A 17830-nucleotide genomic window follows, 5' to 3' on the forward strand; every position below is an offset into this window, starting at 1 on the left:
ATTATGGGAATTTAGGGAATTTAGAGAAGTCAGGTTTGCGTTTTTCAAGGAAGGCATTCTTGCCTTCTTTGGCCTCATCCGACAAGTAATAAAGCAGTGTTGCGTTACCTGCTAATTCTTGGATACCTGCTTGGCCATCTAATTCCGCATTAAACGCAGATTTCAACATGCGAAGCGCTAAAGGACTCTTCTCTAACATCTTTTCGCACCAGGCTACCGTAGTTTTTTCCAGCTCTTCTAAAGGAACCACTTTATTCACTAATCCCATTTGTAGTGCTTCAGAAGCGTCATATTGATCACACAGGAACCATATTTCTCTCGCTTTCTTTTGACCTACGACACGCGCTAAATAAGACGCACCAAAACCACCATCGAAAGATCCCACATTCGGTCCAGTTTGGCCAAAACGCGCATTTTCAGCCGCTATTGATAAGTCGCAGATGACGTGTAACACGTGACCACCACCGATAGCCCAACCAGCCACCATCGCTACTACGGGCTTAGGAATGGTTCTGATTTGACGTTGTAAGTCTAAAACATTTAAACGTGGAACGGTATCTTTTCCTACGTAACCACCATCACCACGGACACTTTGATCCCCTCCAGAGCAGAACGCTTTCCCGCCTTCTCCTGTTAAAATAATCACACCCACTTTCGGATCTTGGCGAGCCAGTTCCATCGCCTCAGACATTTCCTGAACGGTTAATGGAGTGAAAGCATTGTGTTTATGAGGTCTATTGATCGAAATTTTAGCAATTCCATTGTAGAATTGAAATAAGATATCCTCGTAGGTTTTGATGGTTTCCCAAGGGAAAGATGAAATCATAAATGTATTAGTTTGATTCGTTGTATTCTACCTCCCATGTGTGGTCGGCTAATAAAGTTACTTTGGCTAAAAAACGGCTATATTTAAACGATCGGCCCCATTCCTCTGGCGCTACTAGGGAAAGTAAGTCTGCTCCATTTTCTTTTTCGTATAAATAATAGGTCTCACTAATGATGGGTTCGAATCCCATGGCTGCATCATAAATGCGCTCTGAAATTTCTTTACGGTCTGCTAATAATTTTGCCTGACGCGCTAATACCTCCATCTGCTCGTACAGTTGGTTCATTTGGCGGTCTGTTTGCTGGCGCATCGCTAGCATAGAACGGCCTTTTACCTTACCCATATCATCCGGTTTGATAACTGCACCTCCTGCCGTATGGGCATAAGGAAGTAAACCTGGATTTTCGGCTACTTTATCAGGATTAATGGGATTAAAAAAAGCTTCTTCTGACATAAATGGGGCTTAGTAAAGGGTGTACCTTTAATAACCTACGAAATTAGAGAATGTTTGGTTAATTTTGGAAAGATTCTCTAATTATATGCGTCATCTGGCTTCGCTCTTCTTGGATTTACCTGTGGCTGAAACAGAATTTGAACGGCAAGTCTTTGCTTTTTGCCAGGCTTGGCGAGCGGGTCAAACAGAGTTCACCTTTCACACTTCCGGCTCCACAGGCGAACCAAAGCCTATTGTCATTTCTCGGGAGCGACTGTATTTATCTGCAAAGATGACCGGAGATTGGTTAAAACTGGAAAAAGGAAATGTGGCCCTATTGTCCTTGCCACCCACCTACATTGCTGGAGCGATGGTATTAGTTCGGGCTTTGGTACATGATTTAGCCTTGATTTTAGTAGAACCTTGCCAAAACCCTTTAAGCCAAATCCCTCCTCAAAACATTCATTTAGCCTCTTTTGTTCCGACACAATGGGCGACGATGCTCTCTTCAGGAATAGCACTAAATGGCTTTTTTCAAGAAGCAAAAGGAGTCTTATTAGGTGGGGCCTCCGTCCCTGAAATTCTGAGAAAAGACTATGGTTTCCCCGTTTACGAAACGTATGGGATGACAGAGACGGTTTCTCATATCGCCTACAGAACGTGGAATCAGGCTCATTTTCAAACATTACCGGGTGTCCAAATAGGTCAAAATGACGAAGGTTGTTTATTAATCTGTGCTCCGGTGACAGATAATAAGTGGATCGAGACGCGCGACGTGGTTGAATGGGTTTCTGAAGGTCAATTTACTTTAAAAGGGCGTTTAGACCGGGTAATTAATTCAGGGGGCATCAAGTTGCAGCCTGAGAAAATAGAAACGGTGTATCGATCTCTTACCTCCCTGCCCATCTTTGTAGCCGGAATTCCAGATGCCTTTTGGGGTCAAAAATTGGTTTTGTTTTTGGAATCTTCATCACCCGTTTCCATTAACCTTGAAACAGCTTCATTAAGCTCAGCAGAGATTCCCAAAGAAATCATTTACCTTCCTGCATTTATAAAAACCGCCAGTGCTAAAATTGATACGGCGAAAACCGTAGCTTTGTATCTTAATTCCCTTTAGATGAACCCGAATAAATTATCCCGCAGCTTTAAACTCTTTTATGAGTCGCCCATTAATGTGCCGGCTCCCTATCACTTAGAAGCTGTTTTTACCTTTTTGCAATTTGATACCGAAAAGCCTACTATAGCGATTGAAATTCAATACATCGACCGTTCGGATTTTTCCAGAGAAGAATTAATTGCAGATGGTTTAGTACCGGATGATAGCTGGACATATGAAGGAGAATTGCCCTTAGTATGGCGAGATCGATTGATGCCTGCTTTTCAAGAATATGTCACAGGATCTTGTTCTCCTAAAGATCAGGAGCCATTTATTACTTTAGAAGCGAATGATACAACTCCCAATGTGCCCCTGTATCTAGAGCCACAAGAGTCCTTGATTCAAGAATTTATGCAAGCGATGTTCGAAATCGATGGTCGCGAATTACCGCTTTATTTGGGATTTCAATTCAAAGATCGCGCTGGAAATTGGCGTAAGATCGAGGGAGAAATGTCTTTTGCCGCTCTTAATTTTACCTACCTTGATAGCGAAGAAGGTCAAAAAACCTTCTCTAATTGGGATGAATTACAGGAATTAATGAACCACGTTTTTATCGCCGAATTTTCTGCCGAGAAAGCAAATCAGAACTGTAAATCCGCTAGTTTAGCGGTCTATCCTGGAGATGGTTTATGGTATGTAGCAGGACATTCGTTACGTAAACCAAGCGGAAACAATTATTATTTTGACGAGTTAGAAGAAAAATTACAGTTCATTTTTTAGCTATGGAAAATCAAATTTTAGACGTTCTTAACCTTCAGAAATCCGCTCTATTGCGTTTATCTACATCATCTGCTGCGCAGCGTATAGAGAAATTGCGAAAAATCGAAAGCTACTTAATGCAGCATAAAGAGGATTTGTGTGATGCCTTGTATGCGGACTTTAAGAAGCCTGCTTCAGAGGTTGTTATTGCTGAAATGCTAGGTGTCAAGCGAGAAATAAACCATACCATTAAGCATTTAAAGTCATGGATGAAACCCCAATCGGTTTCTACACCGTTAATGCTTTTAGGGACAAAAGGATTAGTTCAATATGAAGCCAAAGGACTTTGTTTGATTATTTCCCCTTGGAATTACCCCTTTAATTTATCGATTTGCCCTCTTGTGCATGCGATTGCCGCAGGTAATGCCGTTATTTTGAAGCCATCTGAATTAAGTCCAGCTACGGCAGCTTTCATTCAGAAGATGATTTCGTCTTTATTTGATAAAAGTGAAGTGTCTGTTTTTGAAGGGGATGCGACTGTATCTACGTTTTTATTAGATCAGAAATTTGATCATATTTTCTTTACAGGTAGCCCAGCTATTGGGAAGGTTGTCATGTCAGCGGCTGCTAAGCATTTGACCTCTGTTACGTTAGAATTAGGAGGCAAATCGCCTGCGATTGTGGGGCCAGAGGTGAATGTGGAAGAAGCAGCGGCGAAGATTGCCTGGGGTAAGTTCTTAAATAATGGCCAAACCTGTATCGCCCCAGATTACCTATATCTGCATGAGAAGAATTATTTCTCCTTTTTAAAGGCATTAGAGGCTACTGTTGAAACTTTTTATGGTAAGAACGTGGCGAAAAGTAAAGATTATGCCCGTATCGTTAATCGCCGTCATTTTGATCGCATTGTATCTTTATTGGACGATGCGAAAGAAAAAGGAGCCCAAGTACTCTTTGGAGGAAAGACGGATGCCGATGATTGTTTTATCGAACCTACGGTATTGATTAACTGTACGCCTGAGATGCGCATTATGCAGGAAGAGATTTTTGGCCCTATCCTACCCGTGATGTCCTATCAAGATGAAATGGAGGTGACTGCAAATATTCGCCAAGGTGATAAGCCATTGGCTTTGTACGTATTTTCGACGAATACAGAGTTTAATCAATATATATTAGATCACACAAGTTCAGGGACATCGGTGGTTAATGATTGTTTGATTCAATTTGGTCACAATGAATTGCCTTTTGGCGGGGTAAATCACTCTGGAATTGGTAAATCTGGTGGTCATTATGGTTTTGTCGAGTTCTCTAACCAAAAATCGGTTGTTATTCAACGAACGAATTTATTGAAGAATTTCTATCCTCCTTACGGCGTTAAAGTGCGTTGGATGATTGATTTTGTATTAAAATGGCTATAAGATTATTCATTTTAGGTTTATTTTTTTTAGGATCTTGCCAAAGTTCTCCCGACTCCAAGGGTGAGAAAATTCCTGATCAGCAAGCGATCACCACAGGTCAGCAAGGAGAAAAGAATATTCAGTTTTTAACGCTTCAACTGGAAGATCAGCCTAGTGCGAATCTGTTTTATTTGCGTGCAAAGAACTATATAAGTCTTCATGCGTATGGTTTAGCTGATCAAGATATCGAAAAAGCCTTGCGTGATAATCCAGGTGAACCTGATTATTTAGCTCTTTCTGCTATAATTAAGCAGAAAGTAGAGGATTATGCGACTTCTATTGATCGGGCTAAATTAGTCGAAATTACAGACTTAAATTCTTCTCAAAACACGCTTTTGTTAGTTCAAAATTATTTTGCCACCAAGCAGATGAGTCTTGGTCGCTATTATTTGAAAAAGATCGATCCTAGTCTCTTACCTGCTTCGGATAAGGCTATTTTAAAAGCGGTAAAGGACTATGCGGTCTCAGATTCTGCTCGACTATATACCTTGATGGATTCAAAGCCGGCTGACGAATCACCCTTAGTGTACATTTATTATGAGCAGGCCATGCAAAATTTAGCTTCTTTGCGTTACCAGCAATTGATTTTAGCAAGTTTGAAGAAATACCCATTGGATCCCTATTTTATGCGTTATTGGGCTCGGTTTTTAGTTAAAATGAAAAAATACTCACAGGCAGCTTTAGTCTACAAGCAAGTACTGAAGACCTATCCTAAGACGAAATCTTTGCAGGCGGAATTAGTCTATTTTGATTTGGCCAAACAAGGCAAATTGCCAATAGAACGGACAGAATCTACTGCTGATTCCTTATCTGTATCATCCGATTCCTTATCTCAAAATTAATCAGGCGCTCATTTCAATACATTGCGCCTTAATTTGTACCTTTGCACAAATTTTTTAGAATGATCAAAATTACATTTCCCGACGGACAAGTAAGAGAATTTGAAAAAGGTATCACTCCTTTTCAAGTGGCCTTGTCTATTTCAGAAGGTTTAGCACGGAATGTGTTAGCGGCTAATTTAAATGGCGAGGTAGTGGATTCCTCCACTCCTATTGAAGCAGATGCAGCTTTGCAATTATTAACCTGGAATGATGCAGATGGGAAAAAGACCTTTTGGCATTCGTCTGCTCACTTATTAGCAGAAGCAATCGAGGCTTTGTATCCTGGTACTAAATTCGGTATCGGTCCAGCTATTGAAAACGGTTTTTATTACGATATTGACTTAGGAGAGCAAGAATTTGGTTCAGATCAATTCAAGGCGATCGAAGATAAAATGCTTGAATTAGCACGTACGAAAAATGAATATGTTCGTACCTCAGTATCTAAAGCTGATGCCATTTCTTATTTCAAAGAGAAAGGCGATGAATACAAATTAGAATTAATCGACGGTTTAGCTGATGGCTCAATCACCTTCTATAATCAGGGTAATTTCACTGATTTATGCCGTGGACCACATATTCCTAACACAGGATTTATTAAATCTGTTAAATTGCTTTCAGTCGCGGGTGCCTATTGGCGAGGCGACGAAAAACGTAAGCAACTAACGCGTATTTACGCGATTACCTTCCCTAAAGCAAAAGAATTAGAAGAATATTTAACTTTATTAGAAGAGGCTAAACGCCGTGACCACCGTAAACTAGGAAAGGAAATGGAATTGTTCGCCTTTTCTGAAAAGGTGGGAATGGGGCTTCCTTTATGGTTACCTAAAGGTACCTTGTTACGTGAGCGTTTAGAAAACTTCCTACGTCGTGCGCAAGTGAGAGCGGGTTATTCTCCTGTTATCACTCCTCACATCGCGAGTAAAGAATTATATGTGACTTCAGGTCATTATGCGAAATACGGAAAGGATTCTTTCCAACCTATTCATACGCCAGACGAGAACGAAGAATTCTTCTTAAAGCCAATGAATTGCCCTCACCACTGCGAGATTTACAAAACCAAGCCTCGTTCGTACAAGGATTTGCCTTTGCGTTTAGCGGAGTTTGGTACCGTTTATCGGTATGAGCAAAGTGGTGAATTACACGGTTTAACGCGTGTTAGAGGCTTTACTCAAGATGACGCGCACATTTTCTGTCGTCCGGATCAAGTGGAAGATGAATTTATGAAGGTGATTGACTTAGTGTTGTATGTATTCAAAGCCTTAGGTTTTGACTCCTATTCAGCACAGGTTTCCTTGCGCGATAAAGAGAATAGAGAAAAGTACATCGGTAACGATGAAGATTGGGATCGTGCGGAGTCTGCGATTATTCGCTCGGCTGAAGCAAAAGGTCTTCCTACGGTTATTGAATACGGAGAGGCGGCTTTCTATGGTCCTAAGCTTGACTTTATGGTGAAGGATGCCTTAGGTCGTAAATGGCAGCTAGGTACTATTCAGGTTGATTATCAGTTGCCTCAACGTTTTGAATTAGAATATACGGGGTCAGATAATATGAAACACCGTCCTGTCATGATTCACCGGGCGCCATTTGGTTCATTAGAGCGTTTCGTAGCCATTTTAATTGAGAATACAGCAGGGAACTTCCCGTTGTGGTTATCTCCTGACCAAATTGCTGTTCTTCCTATTTCAGAGAAATACGAAGATTATGCCAATGAATTATACCTTCGTTTACAAGAGAAAGATTTGCGTGGTTATGTAGATCATAGAAACGAAAAAATGGGACGTAAAATTCGGGATGCAGAAATCGCGAAAGTACCATTTATGATTGTTGTGGGTGAAAAGGAACAAGCAGAAGGAATCGTTAGCGTTCGGAAGAAAGGTGATGGTGATGTGGGATCGATGACGTTGGACTCCTTCATAGCGATGGCACAAGAAGAAATCCAGTCCTTAACCTATGAAAAATAGGAGCTTATGCGCTTTTTGCTTGCATTTGCGTTATTTTTGATTTAGCTTTCGATTTAATCTATATTAAACCCATTTTATTTTATGGCTTTACGCCCGAATAACAATTACAGAGGAAACAAAAGAGAAGAAGAGCCTTACCGCATCAATCAGTTAATTCGTGGTGTAGAGGAGGTTCGTTTAGTAGGCGAGAATATTGAAGTGGGAGTTTATCCCTTTGCGAAGGCTTTAGAACTAGCTGTAGCTCAGAGTTTAGATCTAGTAGAGATTTCTCCTAAAGCGGTCCCTCCTGTTTGTAAGATCATTGATTATGCGAAATTCAAGTATGATCAAAAGAAGAAGCAGAAGGAAATCAAGGCAAATGCAACGAAAACGGTCATTAAAGAGATTCGTTTCGGTCCTAACACGGATGAGCATGATTTCAATTTCAAATTAAAACATGCGGTTAACTTTCTTAAAGAAGGCGCTAAAGTGAAAGCTTATGTGCACTTTGTGGGTAGAACAATCGTGTTTAAAGAGCGTGGTGAAATGTTGTTATTGAACTTCGCTAAAGGTCTGGAAGACGTAGGTAAGCCAGACGATATGCCTAAATTAGAAGGTAAGCGAATGAGCATCATCTTCTCCCCTAAAGCCATCAAGAAATAATTTTCATACGGATGCTGGAATTATAGGGTAATTTTCATTACTTTTGCATTCCAAATTTCAAAATTTAATTTTTACATAATTATCAAACAATGCCAAAAATTAAAACTAACTCTGGAGCGAAAAAACGTTTCAAAGTAACGGGAACTGGTAAGATTAAGCGTAAACACGCATTTCATAGCCATATCCTAACTAAAAAAACAACTAAACAAAAGCGTAATTTAGTTCACGCTACTTTAGTTCACCCATCTGATATGGACCGCGTTAACTTATTGTTAGGTCTTTAATTAGAATTTAAGTTATTGTTAAACCAGAAAGAAGGCTCAAGTAATCAACCGATTCGCCTCATTTCAAAAAACAAAAAATTATGCCAAGAAGTGTCAATCACGTAGCCTCAAGAGCTAGAAGAAAGAAAATCCTTAAGTTAGCTAAAGGATTCTACGGTCGCGGAAAAAATGTCTGGACAGTAGCAAAAAACAAAGTAGAGAAAGGTTTGCAATACGCATACCGTGACCGTAAAGTTAAGAAAAGAGATTTTCGTGGTTTATGGATCCAACGTATCAATGCAGCAGCTCGTCAAGAAGGTCTTTCTTACTCAGCGTTCATGGGTAAATTCAATAAATCTGGAATGACGTTAAATCGTAAAGTCTTAGCTGACTTAGCGATGAATCACCCAGAAGCTTTTAAAGCAGTTGTGAAGAACTTGAAGTAATTCTTGTTTAAACAGAAAGAGAGCCTCGAATTTTTCGGGGCTTTTTTTTGTGCCTATATTTGTCCTATGATGCATCAGCCGATCTACCTTGATTATGCAGCGACCACTCCGGTTCACCCGGAGGTGCTTTCGGCTATGCTCCCCTATTTTACGGAGGTATTCGGTAACGCCGGCTCATCCGCCCATTTATACGGTTGGAGAGCTGCAGAGGCGGTAGAGCAATCGCGCACATCTATAGCGTCCTATTTTCAAGTCAAACCTTCTGAAGTATTATTTACTTCTGGTGCTACTGAATCTATCAATTTAGGTATTCGTGGTTTTTTACAAGGAAAGCCGAAGGGACATCTTATTACTAGTGTCTTAGAACACAAAGCTGTGTTAGAAGTGTTTCATTCCTTAGAGGTCGAAGGTTGGTCGGTGACTTATTTGACGGATACTGCGGAACTTGAAAAAGCCATTCGCTCAGATACAGTTTTAGTTTCATTCATGTTAGTGAATAATGAATTAGGAACGATTCTTGATCACGAAAAGGTATTACGCTTTTGTGAAGAACAAGGTATTTGCTTTCATTCGGATGCAACTCAAGCCATAGGTAAACACTCACTAACTAAACTGCCACATCTTCTCAGTTTTAGTGGTCACAAAATCTATGGCCCGAAAGGAATTGGGGCTTTAATTGCGCGCGTTCCCATGAGTCCCATTCTGTACGGCGGTGGACAAGAACGAGGTTTACGTCCCGGTACTTTACCAGTCCCTTTAATTGTAGGCTTAGCAAAGGCTGTGGAGATGATCCCAGAATGGCTTTCTAGGGCTTCTTTTTACCATAATGCCAAAGAACAATTAGCTTCCTTTCTTCCTTTGATTAATTCTCCTGAAAATTCAGTTCCATCCATTCTTAATTTTACGCTAAAAGGGGCTGATTGGGAAAAGATGTTTCAAGTATTAAACGGCTTAGCGTTTTCGAATGGTTCAGCTTGTAATGCAAAAACAGAATTACCCTCTCACGTGTTAATAGCCTTAGGTTATTCGGATGAAGATGCGTTAGCAAGTGGCCGAATAAGTTTAGGCTATTTTACCACAGAAGAGGAAATTGATCGTGTATGCGAAATCCTTTCCCAAAATTTACCCAAACTTCTATGAAAGAACTTTATACGGTCATTCAGCAAGTAAAGGATTTGCAAAAAGCTGGGTTGAAATTTGTCTTAGCAACCGTGGTTCGTGTGGAGGGTAGCGCCTACCGTCGTCCAGGAGCGAGAATGTTGATCGCGGAAGATGGGAGCTGGTGGGGTGGAATTTCCGGTGGTTGTTTAGAGGGAGATATTTTGAAGAAGGCACAACTAGCCTTGTTTTCGCAGAGCTATAAAACGATAACCTATGACACCCGCGAGGAAGACCCGTTTGCCTTAGGCATTGGATTAGGTTGTCAAGGAGTTATTGAAATTCATATTAATCCATTTCAGGATCAAATTAATGCGCTTGTCGAGGCACTGGAGAGTCATTTAGCCGGAAATGAAGCGCACACATTAAAGATGCATCTTTCTGCTCATTTTCAAATTGAATTAGCTGATGCGCCTGCCTCACATGGAAGTGAATGGTCGGATGACGTCTTTACGGAGTATTTGCCGGCACCCATGACTGTTTGGGTTTTTGGAAATCAATTTGATGCACAGGGATTTATTCAGCAAGCCAGTGTATTAGCATGGCGCGTTTATTGGGTGGGTATTTTGGCTAAAATGAACTCTAATCTTACGGTTATGGGTCGTTACGGATATGAGGATATTTGGCCTATACAATCTTCTGATTTTCTAGTGATGATGACACATGATTTGGAAAAAGATGTGAAGATTTTGGAAAAATTGATCTCCGCTCCTGTTACACCAGCCTATGTGGGAATTCTAGGACCCAAGAAAAGATTTGAAAAGCTCCAAAACCATTTCAAGCAGGATTTAGTTACACTATTACCTATTTCGACACCGATTGGTTTGGATATAGGTGCAGAAGGTCCAGAAGAGATTGCGATCTCAATTATGGCAGAAATTTTATCAACTAAAAATAATAGAAACGGCCAGCGATTAAGTTTACGAGATCGCGCCATTCACGAATAATATGAGTACACAAATCAACCGCCTAAAAGAACAAATTTCCCCTTTACGTGATGCTTTAGTGCATCATCCAATCAATTCCTTTATTCAAAGTACCGCAGAACTTGAGGTATTTATGAAGCACCATGTCTTCGCTGTATGGGACTTTATGTCCTTAGTAAAGAAGTTGCAACAGGAATTTACCTCGGTGGATGTGCCTTGGAATCCCAAAGGCCCAGCAGAAGTTCGTTATTTAATCAATGAGATTGTATTAGGGGAAGAGTCCGATGTGGATCAAAATGGTGTTTACATCAGCCATTTTGAACTTTACTTAAGAGCGATGGAGGAATTATCTTTTATGCCCTCTCCTTTCTTACATGAGTTAAGATCCTATGCGAATTTGGATGAATTATTGCTAGCTATTCCTAAAGCCAATATTCCTGAATCCGTTAAAGCTTTCTTGACCTTTACTTTTTCTTCGATTCAAAATAGAAGCATTGAAGAGATTGCGGCTATTTTTACGTTTGGCAGAGAAGATATCATTCCAGAAATGTTTCAAGTCATTGTCGATCAATTGAAGCGTGATTCACCAGAAAAAGTAGAAACCTTAGTGTATTACTTAGAACGTCATATTGAAGTAGATGGTGGTCATCACAGTGAGTTAGCCTATAAGATGATGGAACACCTGTGTGGTGACGATGAGGCTAAGTGGCAGAAAGCGACTCAGGCTGCTGTGGAGTCATTGCAGGTTAGGCTGAAGTTGTGGGACGGTATAGTCTACAATAGATAATAGATTAGAGAGTTGAGAGTAAAGATGTAGCATAAAAAAAGCCCGATCCATGACAGATCGGGCTTTTTTATTTTACCGCTTAGGCTTATTTTACTTCTTCAAAAGAAACGTCTTCCGCTCCACCATCAGCTGCTGAATCTGCTGATTGAGTTGCTTCGCCGCCTTCTGCGCCAGCACCTGCCGCATACATCTCTTGAGATGCTGCTGTCCAAGCTGTATTCAATTTTTCTAATCCAGCATCGATACCAGCTAAATCTTGTGAAGCGTGAGCTACTTTCAATTCTGCCAAAGCACCTTCGATAGCCGTTTTATTTCCTTCCGATAATTTCTCACCGTATTCTTTCAATTGCTTGTCCGATTGGAAAATCAACGCATCTGCTTGATTGATTTTTTCTACTTTTTCTTTTTCTAATTTATCCGACGCCTCGTTTGCTTTCGCCTCGTTACGCATTTTCTCGATATCCTCGTCAGTTAAGCCGCTAGATGCCTCGATACGGATTTTTTGCTCTTTACCTGTTCCTTTGTCTTTGGCAGAAACATTCAAAATACCATTCGCATCAATATCGAATGTTACTTCGATTTGAGGTACACCGCGTTGTGCTGGTGGCAAACCATCTAAGTGGAAACGGCCTAATGAACGGTTATCTTTCGCCATTGGACGCTCACCTTGAAGCACGTTTAATTCTACTGAAGGTTGGTTATCCGCTGCCGTAGAGAATGTCTCAGACTTCTTCGTAGGAATCGTCGTATTCGCTTCGATCAATTTCGTGAATACACCACCCATTGTTTCAATACCTAATGAAAGTGGAGTAACGTCTAATAATAACACGTCTTTCACCTCTCCTGTTAATACTCCACCTTGGATAGCAGCTCCGATCGCAACTACCTCATCAGGATTTACTCCTTTTGAAGGCTTTTTGCCAAAGAACTTCTCTACTTCCTCCTGAATACGTGGAATACGCGTCGAACCACCTACTAAGATGACCTCATCGATATCAGAGTTTGTATAACCTGCGTTTTTCATCGCACGCTTACAAGGCTCTAATGTACGTTGGATTAAGCTATCTGCTAATTGCTCGAATTTCGCTTTTGATAAGGAACGTACTAAGTGCTTCGGGATACCATCTACCGGCATAATGTACGGTAAGTTGATTTCCGTTGCAGCACTAGAACTCAATTCAATTTTCGCTTTTTCAGCCGCTTCTTTTAAGCGCTGTAAAGCCATTGGATCTTTACGCAAATCGATATTCTCGTCAGCGATAAATTCTTCTGCTAACCAGTTGATGATTACTTGGTCAAAGTCATCTCCACCTAAGTGTGTATCACCATCTGTTGATTTCACTTCGAATACGCCATCGCCTAATTCAAGTACGGATACGTCAAACGTACCACCACCTAAGTCGAATACCGCAATCTTCATATCCTTTCCACCTTTGTCTACGCCATAAGCAAGTGCCGCTGCCGTAGGTTCGTTGATGATACGTTTTACTTCTAAACCAGCGATTTGGCCTGCTTCTTTCGTCGCTTGACGCTCTGCATCATTAAAGTAAGCAGGAACGGTGATAACGGCTTCGGTTACGGTTTGGCCTAAATAATCCTCTGCAGTTTGCTTCATTTTTGTCAAAATCTGCGCAGAAATCTCTTGTGGAGTATATAAACGATCACCGATGCGAACACGTGGTGTATCATTATTTCCCTGCTCTACCGAGTAAGAAATTGTTTTTAGTTCAGAGCTAACCTCTGAATATTTTTTACCCATGAATCGCTTCACAGATGAAATCGTATTCTGTGGATTTGTAATCGCTTGTCTTTTCGCAGGATCACCTACTTTACGTTCGCCGTTCTCTAAAAATGCAACGATCGATGGAGTCGTACGTCTACCTTCTGAGTTTGCAATAACGACTGCCTCGTTCCCTTCCATTACCGCCACACATGAGTTGGTGGTTCCTAAGTCAATTCCAATAATTTTTCCCATGATTATTTTTAAATATTTTGACAGCATTTATACAAGGAATGTGCCATATGAGATGGCCAAAGGCTTTTGTGACATATTGTCACCTTTTGATTTAAAATCAGTGAGCTAACGGAAAAAATGGCGATATGTGGTATATTTGTATACTAAAAATTAGACAATTATGTCCGAATCAAAAGATTTTAATTGGGTAGAAGGCCCAGAACCGCACAGAGCGCGTACACGTGCCATTGTGAGAGCGCATCCGGAAGTGAAGAATTTAATCGGAAAGAATCCGATGACCTTCGTTTGGATTTTGGCCTGCGTAGGAATGCAGATCGCCATGGCCTATTTCATCAAAGATTATCCATGGTGGGCGATTGTGGGTGTGGCATGGATTTTTGGGGCTTTCCCTACGCATACGTTGTTTGTGTGTATACACGAATCAGCGCACAATTTAATTTTCAAAAAGAATTCTTGGAATGTGTTAGCGGGAATCATTGCTAACTTCCCTTCCCTATTTCCTACAGCCATTTCCTTCAAAAACTTCCATTTAAAGCACCATGCTTTTCAGGGCGTTCATGAATTAGATGCTGATTTACCTGATTATTGGGAGGCTAAATTGATCGATAATTATTTCATCGGTAAGATGATTTGGTTGTTGTTGTTCCCTTTCTTTCAAGGTATTCGTACTATGCGCTGTATCGAACTAGCGGTGTTTGATCGTCCAGTGATCATGAATATTATCGCTCAAATAGCCTTTGATGCGGTCATTGTTTATTTCTGGGGTTGGTCAGCACTAGCCTATATGGGATTAAGCTTCCTATTTTCTGTGGGTTTACATCCACTGGGAGCACGTTGGATTCAGGAGCATTTCTTAGTGTTAGATAAGAACCAAGAGACTTACTCCTATTATGGTAATTTGAATGGCATTAATATGAATGTTGGTTACCATAATGAACACCATGATATGCCGTCTGTGCCTTGGAATAATTTACCAAAGTTAAAGGCAGCCGCTCCTGAGTTTTATGACAACTTAAAGTACCACACTTCTTTTGTGAAGTTATTCTTTACCTTCTTATTTTCTCAAGAACTTGGTTTATATTCTCGTATTGCACGTAAAGACCGTGATGGGGTGCCATTGACGGATCAATCGATACCAGATATAGAGCTCACTAAGTAATGGTAAATGGTAAGTGGTGAATGGTAAATTAAAAATCATTCACCATTTACCATTCATCATTTACCATTCAGTTTGCGTGCTTCCCCATGCACCATCACTGTCAACTCCGGTCCAGCCAGGTTCGTGATCTCCACTCCCGATTTTTTCACAGCGATGTTTAATTGATTCGCGCGGAAGTTGATTTTGAAGGAGAATTCGTTCCACTGTTTTGGCAAGAAAGGATTGAAATGCAAAGTGTGATCCTTTAAGCGCATTCCACCAAAACCTTTGATAATCGACATCCAGGTTCCCGCCATACTGGTGATGTGGCAACCATCTTCCGTATCGTTATTGTAATCATCTAAGTCTAAACGTGCGGCACGTGTATAGAATTCGTAGGATTTATCTTCTTTACCTAGTTTTGCGGCTAAAATACTGTGAACGCAAGGGCTTAATGAAGATTCGTGTACCGTGATGGGTTCATAGAAATTGTAATTGCGCTCTAATTCTTCTAGACTAAAATCGTCTTCAAAGAAATAAATTCCTTGCAATACGTCCGCCTGCTTGATGTAGCATGAGCGAAGAATGCGATCCCATGACCATTTTTGGTTGATAGGTCTTTCTGCCGCAATAGTGTCAACTGGTGCGATTACTTTGTCTAAGAAACCATCTTGTTGCAAATAGATCCCCTGCTTTTCATCGCGTGGGAAATACATGTTTTCGATGATATGCTGGAATTGCGCAATTTCCTCTTTTGCAAATGCCGTTGAAGTAATCTTAGCTGCAGCTTCTGCAGGGTAATTCTTTTGAATCTCTGCGTAAACTTCAAGTGTGTATTTTAAACACCAAGTGGCAATATAATTAGTATACCAGTTGTTATTTACGTTGTTTTCGTATTCATTAGGGCCAGTAACGCCTAGCATGACGTATTTCTGCTTGTCTTCTGACCAGTTTACGCGTTGTGCCCAGAAACGCGCGATTCCGACCAACACTTCCCAGCCGTATTCCACTAAATGTTTGCGATCGTCTGTGTAATTCACGTAATCCATAATCGCGTAAGCGATGGCACCGTTACGGTGGATTTCTTCAAAAGTGATTTCCCATTCATTATGGCACTCTTCTCCGTTCATCGTCACCATTGGATAAAGGGCAGCCCCTTTATTGAAGCCTAGCTTACCTGCGTTTTCAATAGCGCGGTCTAGTTGTTTCCAACGGTAGATTAACAGATTTTTAGAAACTTTAGCAGGGGCCGTTCCTAAATAGAATGGAATGCAATAGGCTTCTGTGTCCCAATAAGTTGATCCGCCGTATTTTTCACCGGTAAAGCCTTTAGGTCCAATATTCAAACGATCATCCTCCCCTGTATAGGTTTGATTCATTTGGAAAATATTGAATCGAATACCTTGTTGCGCGGAAGCGTCACCAGAAATGATGATATCGTTGATGGCCCATTTTTTGGCCCAAGCAGCTGCTTGTTCTTGCAACATTTGCTCAAATCCTTTAGCTGAAATACGTGCTAAGTAATCTATCGCAATCTTTTCAAAAGAGGCAGTAGGGTGATTCTCTGAGCTGATATTAACCGCATACTTGATGATGGTTAATTTTTCCCCTTGCTTTGCTGATAGCGTGTAAGCAAGCTCACTGTATTTTTCGCGCGTTGTCGAGGTAGCTTTTGAGTCTACTTTCTGACCATTGGCTAAAATTTCTATTTGTTGAGCTGTAATGACTTCGAAGCCTGTTTTCTTGGTTTTGGACCAAACAAAATTCGAACCCACTTTTACCTCATCCCAGAATTTCTCATCGTAGTTCGAGTCTTTATTCTTGATGTCTCCATCGATAAAGGCTTTCATTTGAATTTCTTCTGTGAAGTTAAGCGGTGTGATAGAATAGGAAATGACACCTGATTCATCATCTGCCATGCTATTTAGGCGAACGGATTCGATGGCTAAACGCTTTCCATTGGCTAGGGAGATTTCGCAGGTACGAAGGATATAACCCTCCTTCATGTTCAATTCACGGTAAAATGAATGAATTTCACTCGTGTGTAAATCGACCTCTACTCCGCCGATTTGGATAGATAGACCATTCCAGTTAGCGGCATTTAATACTTTGGCAAAATATTCTGGATACCCATTTTTCCACCAACCTACACGTGTTTTATCTGGATAATAGACGCCCGCTACATAATTTCCTTGAAGGGTTTTACCTGTATAAGTTTCTTCAAATGAACCTCTTTGCCCCATTCGTCCGTTGCCGAGAGAAAAGATGGATTCGGTGATTTCGTTGTAGGCAGGATGGAATTGGTCTTCAATGACTTTCCATTCATCTATTTTAAGATATTGCTTCATTCAGTTTATTAGGTAATTAGGATAATGTCACAAAAATAGAAAATTGTAAATTTTGGACATTTCTGTGCTAGGCTGTTTCTTTAAAAAAGAAGTAAATCAGCTGATTTTATTCCGATAAAGTTCGGAATTACCTTGTTAGCATCGCTCAATACTGACGCTTCTCCTATTCCAATGACCTTCATTCCTCCATTTATGGCAGCTTCCACCCCTGCTTGTGCATCTTCGAAAACGATACATTCTGCCGGAGTAAAACCAAGGCCTTCAGCTCCTTTTAAGAATACTTCTGGGTCTGGTTTGCTTTTGCTTACTTTATTACCATCGATGATTAAATCAAACCAAGACATTAATCCTGTCTTTATTAAGATGATTTCCGCATTTTTACTGGCGGAACCTAAAGCGATTTTATAGCCCTCTGCTTTGATTTGGCCTAAAAAATCCACCACACCCGGAAGGATTTCGGATGGATTCATATTCGAAATTAACTGCAGGTAATTGTCGTTTTTCTCTATTAACCATGATTCCTTTTGCTCATCCGTAGCCGAAAAAGAGGCCCAGTCCAAAATGCGATTCAATGATTCTACTCTAGAAACGCCTTTTAATTGTTCGTTCTGCTCTTCCGTTAATTGGTAGTTGAAATTCTCTCCTAGCATTTTCCAGGCTTGGAAGTGGTAAATCGCTGTATCAACTAATACTCCGTCGAGATCAAAAAGGCAGGCTTTGTAAGACATATTTAG

17 protein-coding genes are annotated in these 17830 nt (G+C 40.6%); 12 read left to right on the forward strand and 5 right to left on the reverse strand.

All coding sequences use genetic code 11. The features are described from left to right. Nucleotide 1: 1 nt before the first annotated feature. Both menB and G9X62_RS10140 read right to left on the reverse strand, forming a co-directional pair. On the reverse strand, nt 2–826 hold the full coding sequence (gene menB / locus G9X62_RS10135) for a 1,4-dihydroxy-2-naphthoyl-CoA synthase (protein ID WP_223130594.1): 825 nt from the start codon (nt 824–826) through the stop codon (nt 2–4). Nucleotides 827–833: 7 nt separating this feature from the next. Further along, entirely contained in the window at nt 834–1280 is a 447-nt protein-coding gene (locus tag G9X62_RS10140) for a DUF2452 domain-containing protein (RefSeq protein WP_223130595.1), read from the reverse strand. Nucleotides 1281–1365: 85 nt separating this feature from the next. On the opposite strand from G9X62_RS10140, the gene G9X62_RS10145 reads away from it, so the two are divergent. The 11 genes from G9X62_RS10145 (at nt 1366) to G9X62_RS10195 (ending at nt 11635) form a co-directional block, all read left to right on the forward strand. Then, nucleotides 1366–2376 (forward strand): AMP-binding protein, encoded by a 1011-nt coding sequence (locus G9X62_RS10145; RefSeq protein WP_223130596.1) that lies wholly within the window; start codon nt 1366–1368, stop codon nt 2374–2376. After that, a complete protein-coding gene (locus G9X62_RS10150) occupies nt 2377–3135 on the forward strand; it encodes a hypothetical protein (RefSeq protein WP_223130597.1) in 759 nt (252 codons plus the stop codon). A gap of 2 nt (nt 3136–3137) precedes the next feature. Then, nucleotides 3138–4532 (forward strand): aldehyde dehydrogenase family protein, encoded by a 1395-nt coding sequence (locus tag G9X62_RS10155; RefSeq protein ID WP_223130598.1) that lies wholly within the window; start codon nt 3138–3140, stop codon nt 4530–4532. Further along, nucleotides 4523–5413 carry a hypothetical protein gene (locus G9X62_RS10160; RefSeq protein ID WP_223130599.1) on the forward strand — a complete coding sequence of 297 codons (891 nt, stop codon included), beginning with the start codon at nt 4523–4525 and terminating at the stop codon, nt 5411–5413. The genes G9X62_RS10155 and G9X62_RS10160 overlap by 10 nt, the downstream gene beginning before the upstream one ends. A gap of 59 nt (nt 5414–5472) precedes the next feature. Further along, on the forward strand, nt 5473–7413 hold the full coding sequence (gene thrS, locus G9X62_RS10165) for a threonine--tRNA ligase (protein WP_223130600.1): 1941 nt from the start codon (nt 5473–5475) through the stop codon (nt 7411–7413). Between the two features lie 81 nt (nt 7414–7494). Continuing rightward, nucleotides 7495–8055, forward strand: coding sequence for a translation initiation factor IF-3 (infC, locus tag G9X62_RS10170; protein ID WP_223130601.1), 561 nt, complete (start codon nt 7495–7497; stop codon nt 8053–8055). An 89-nt stretch (nt 8056–8144) separates the two neighbouring features. Further along, nucleotides 8145–8339, forward strand: a complete 195-nt coding sequence (gene rpmI / locus G9X62_RS10175; protein ID WP_130896641.1) for a 50S ribosomal protein L35 — start codon at nt 8145–8147, stop codon at nt 8337–8339. 80 nt (nt 8340–8419) lie between these two features. After that, nucleotides 8420–8764: a 50S ribosomal protein L20 gene (gene rplT, locus G9X62_RS10180; protein WP_130896642.1), complete on the forward strand. Its 345-nt coding sequence runs from the start codon at nt 8420–8422 to the stop codon at nt 8762–8764. Between the two features lie 66 nt (nt 8765–8830). Continuing rightward, complete coding sequence (locus G9X62_RS10185) at nt 8831–9904, forward strand: cysteine desulfurase family protein (protein ID WP_223130602.1); 1074 nt, start codon at nt 8831–8833, stop codon at nt 9902–9904. After that, complete coding sequence (locus G9X62_RS10190; protein ID WP_223130603.1) at nt 9901–10869, forward strand: XdhC family protein; 969 nt, start codon at nt 9901–9903, stop codon at nt 10867–10869. Before G9X62_RS10185 ends, G9X62_RS10190 begins: the two co-directional genes overlap by 4 nt. 1 nt (nt 10870) lies before the next feature. Next, entirely contained in the window at nt 10871–11635 is a 765-nt protein-coding gene (locus tag G9X62_RS10195) for a DUF3050 domain-containing protein (RefSeq protein WP_223130604.1), read from the forward strand. Between the two features lie 85 nt (nt 11636–11720). On the opposite strand, the gene dnaK is transcribed toward G9X62_RS10195, so the two are convergent. Beyond that, the gene (dnaK, locus tag G9X62_RS10200; protein WP_223130605.1) at nt 11721–13610 is read right to left on the reverse strand and encodes a molecular chaperone DnaK; all 1890 of its coding nucleotides are present in this window, start codon (nt 13608–13610) and stop codon (nt 11721–11723) included. 160 nt (nt 13611–13770) lie between these two features. On the opposite strand from dnaK, the gene G9X62_RS10205 reads away from it, so the two are divergent. After that, nucleotides 13771–14769 (forward strand): fatty acid desaturase, encoded by a 999-nt coding sequence (locus G9X62_RS10205; RefSeq protein WP_223130606.1) that lies wholly within the window; start codon nt 13771–13773, stop codon nt 14767–14769. A 56-nt stretch (nt 14770–14825) separates the two neighbouring features. On the opposite strand, the gene G9X62_RS10210 is transcribed toward G9X62_RS10205, so the two are convergent. Further along, a complete protein-coding gene (locus G9X62_RS10210; RefSeq protein ID WP_223130607.1) occupies nt 14826–17096 on the reverse strand; it encodes a family 65 glycosyl hydrolase domain-containing protein in 2271 nt (756 codons plus the stop codon). A gap of 80 nt (nt 17097–17176) precedes the next feature. After that, nucleotides 17177–17824, reverse strand: a complete 648-nt coding sequence (pgmB, locus tag G9X62_RS10215; RefSeq protein ID WP_223130608.1) for a beta-phosphoglucomutase — start codon at nt 17822–17824, stop codon at nt 17177–17179. Nucleotides 17825–17830 lie beyond the last annotated feature (6 nt).

The sequence above is a fragment of the Aquirufa lenticrescens genome (assembly GCF_019916085.1).
Lineage (GTDB): Bacteria > Bacteroidota > Bacteroidia > Cytophagales > Spirosomataceae > Aquirufa > Aquirufa lenticrescens.

Coding starts and splice junctions, on each gene's coding strand:
- menB (WP_223130594.1), bottom strand. CDS start 826: ATGATTTCATCTTTCCCTTGGGAAACCATCAAAACCTACGAGGATATC.
- G9X62_RS10140 (WP_223130595.1), bottom strand. CDS start 1,280: ATGTCAGAAGAAGCTTTTTTTAATCCCATTAATCCTGATAAAGTAGCC.
- G9X62_RS10145 (WP_223130596.1), top strand. CDS start 1,366: ATGCGTCATCTGGCTTCGCTCTTCTTGGATTTACCTGTGGCTGAAACA.
- G9X62_RS10150 (WP_223130597.1), top strand. CDS start 2,377: ATGAACCCGAATAAATTATCCCGCAGCTTTAAACTCTTTTATGAGTCG.
- G9X62_RS10155 (WP_223130598.1), top strand. CDS start 3,138: ATGGAAAATCAAATTTTAGACGTTCTTAACCTTCAGAAATCCGCTCTA.
- G9X62_RS10160 (WP_223130599.1), top strand. CDS start 4,523: ATGGCTATAAGATTATTCATTTTAGGTTTATTTTTTTTAGGATCTTGC.
- thrS (WP_223130600.1), top strand. CDS start 5,473: ATGATCAAAATTACATTTCCCGACGGACAAGTAAGAGAATTTGAAAAA.
- infC (WP_223130601.1), top strand. CDS start 7,495: ATGGCTTTACGCCCGAATAACAATTACAGAGGAAACAAAAGAGAAGAA.
- rpmI (WP_130896641.1), top strand. CDS start 8,145: ATGCCAAAAATTAAAACTAACTCTGGAGCGAAAAAACGTTTCAAAGTA.
- rplT (WP_130896642.1), top strand. CDS start 8,420: ATGCCAAGAAGTGTCAATCACGTAGCCTCAAGAGCTAGAAGAAAGAAA.
- G9X62_RS10185 (WP_223130602.1), top strand. CDS start 8,831: ATGATGCATCAGCCGATCTACCTTGATTATGCAGCGACCACTCCGGTT.
- G9X62_RS10190 (WP_223130603.1), top strand. CDS start 9,901: ATGAAAGAACTTTATACGGTCATTCAGCAAGTAAAGGATTTGCAAAAA.
- G9X62_RS10195 (WP_223130604.1), top strand. CDS start 10,871: ATGAGTACACAAATCAACCGCCTAAAAGAACAAATTTCCCCTTTACGT.
- dnaK (WP_223130605.1), bottom strand. CDS start 13,610: ATGGGAAAAATTATTGGAATTGACTTAGGAACCACCAACTCATGTGTG.
- G9X62_RS10205 (WP_223130606.1), top strand. CDS start 13,771: ATGTCCGAATCAAAAGATTTTAATTGGGTAGAAGGCCCAGAACCGCAC.
- G9X62_RS10210 (WP_223130607.1), bottom strand. CDS start 17,096: ATGAAGCAATATCTTAAAATAGATGAATGGAAAGTCATTGAAGACCAA.
- pgmB (WP_223130608.1), bottom strand. CDS start 17,824: ATGTCTTACAAAGCCTGCCTTTTTGATCTCGACGGAGTATTAGTTGAT.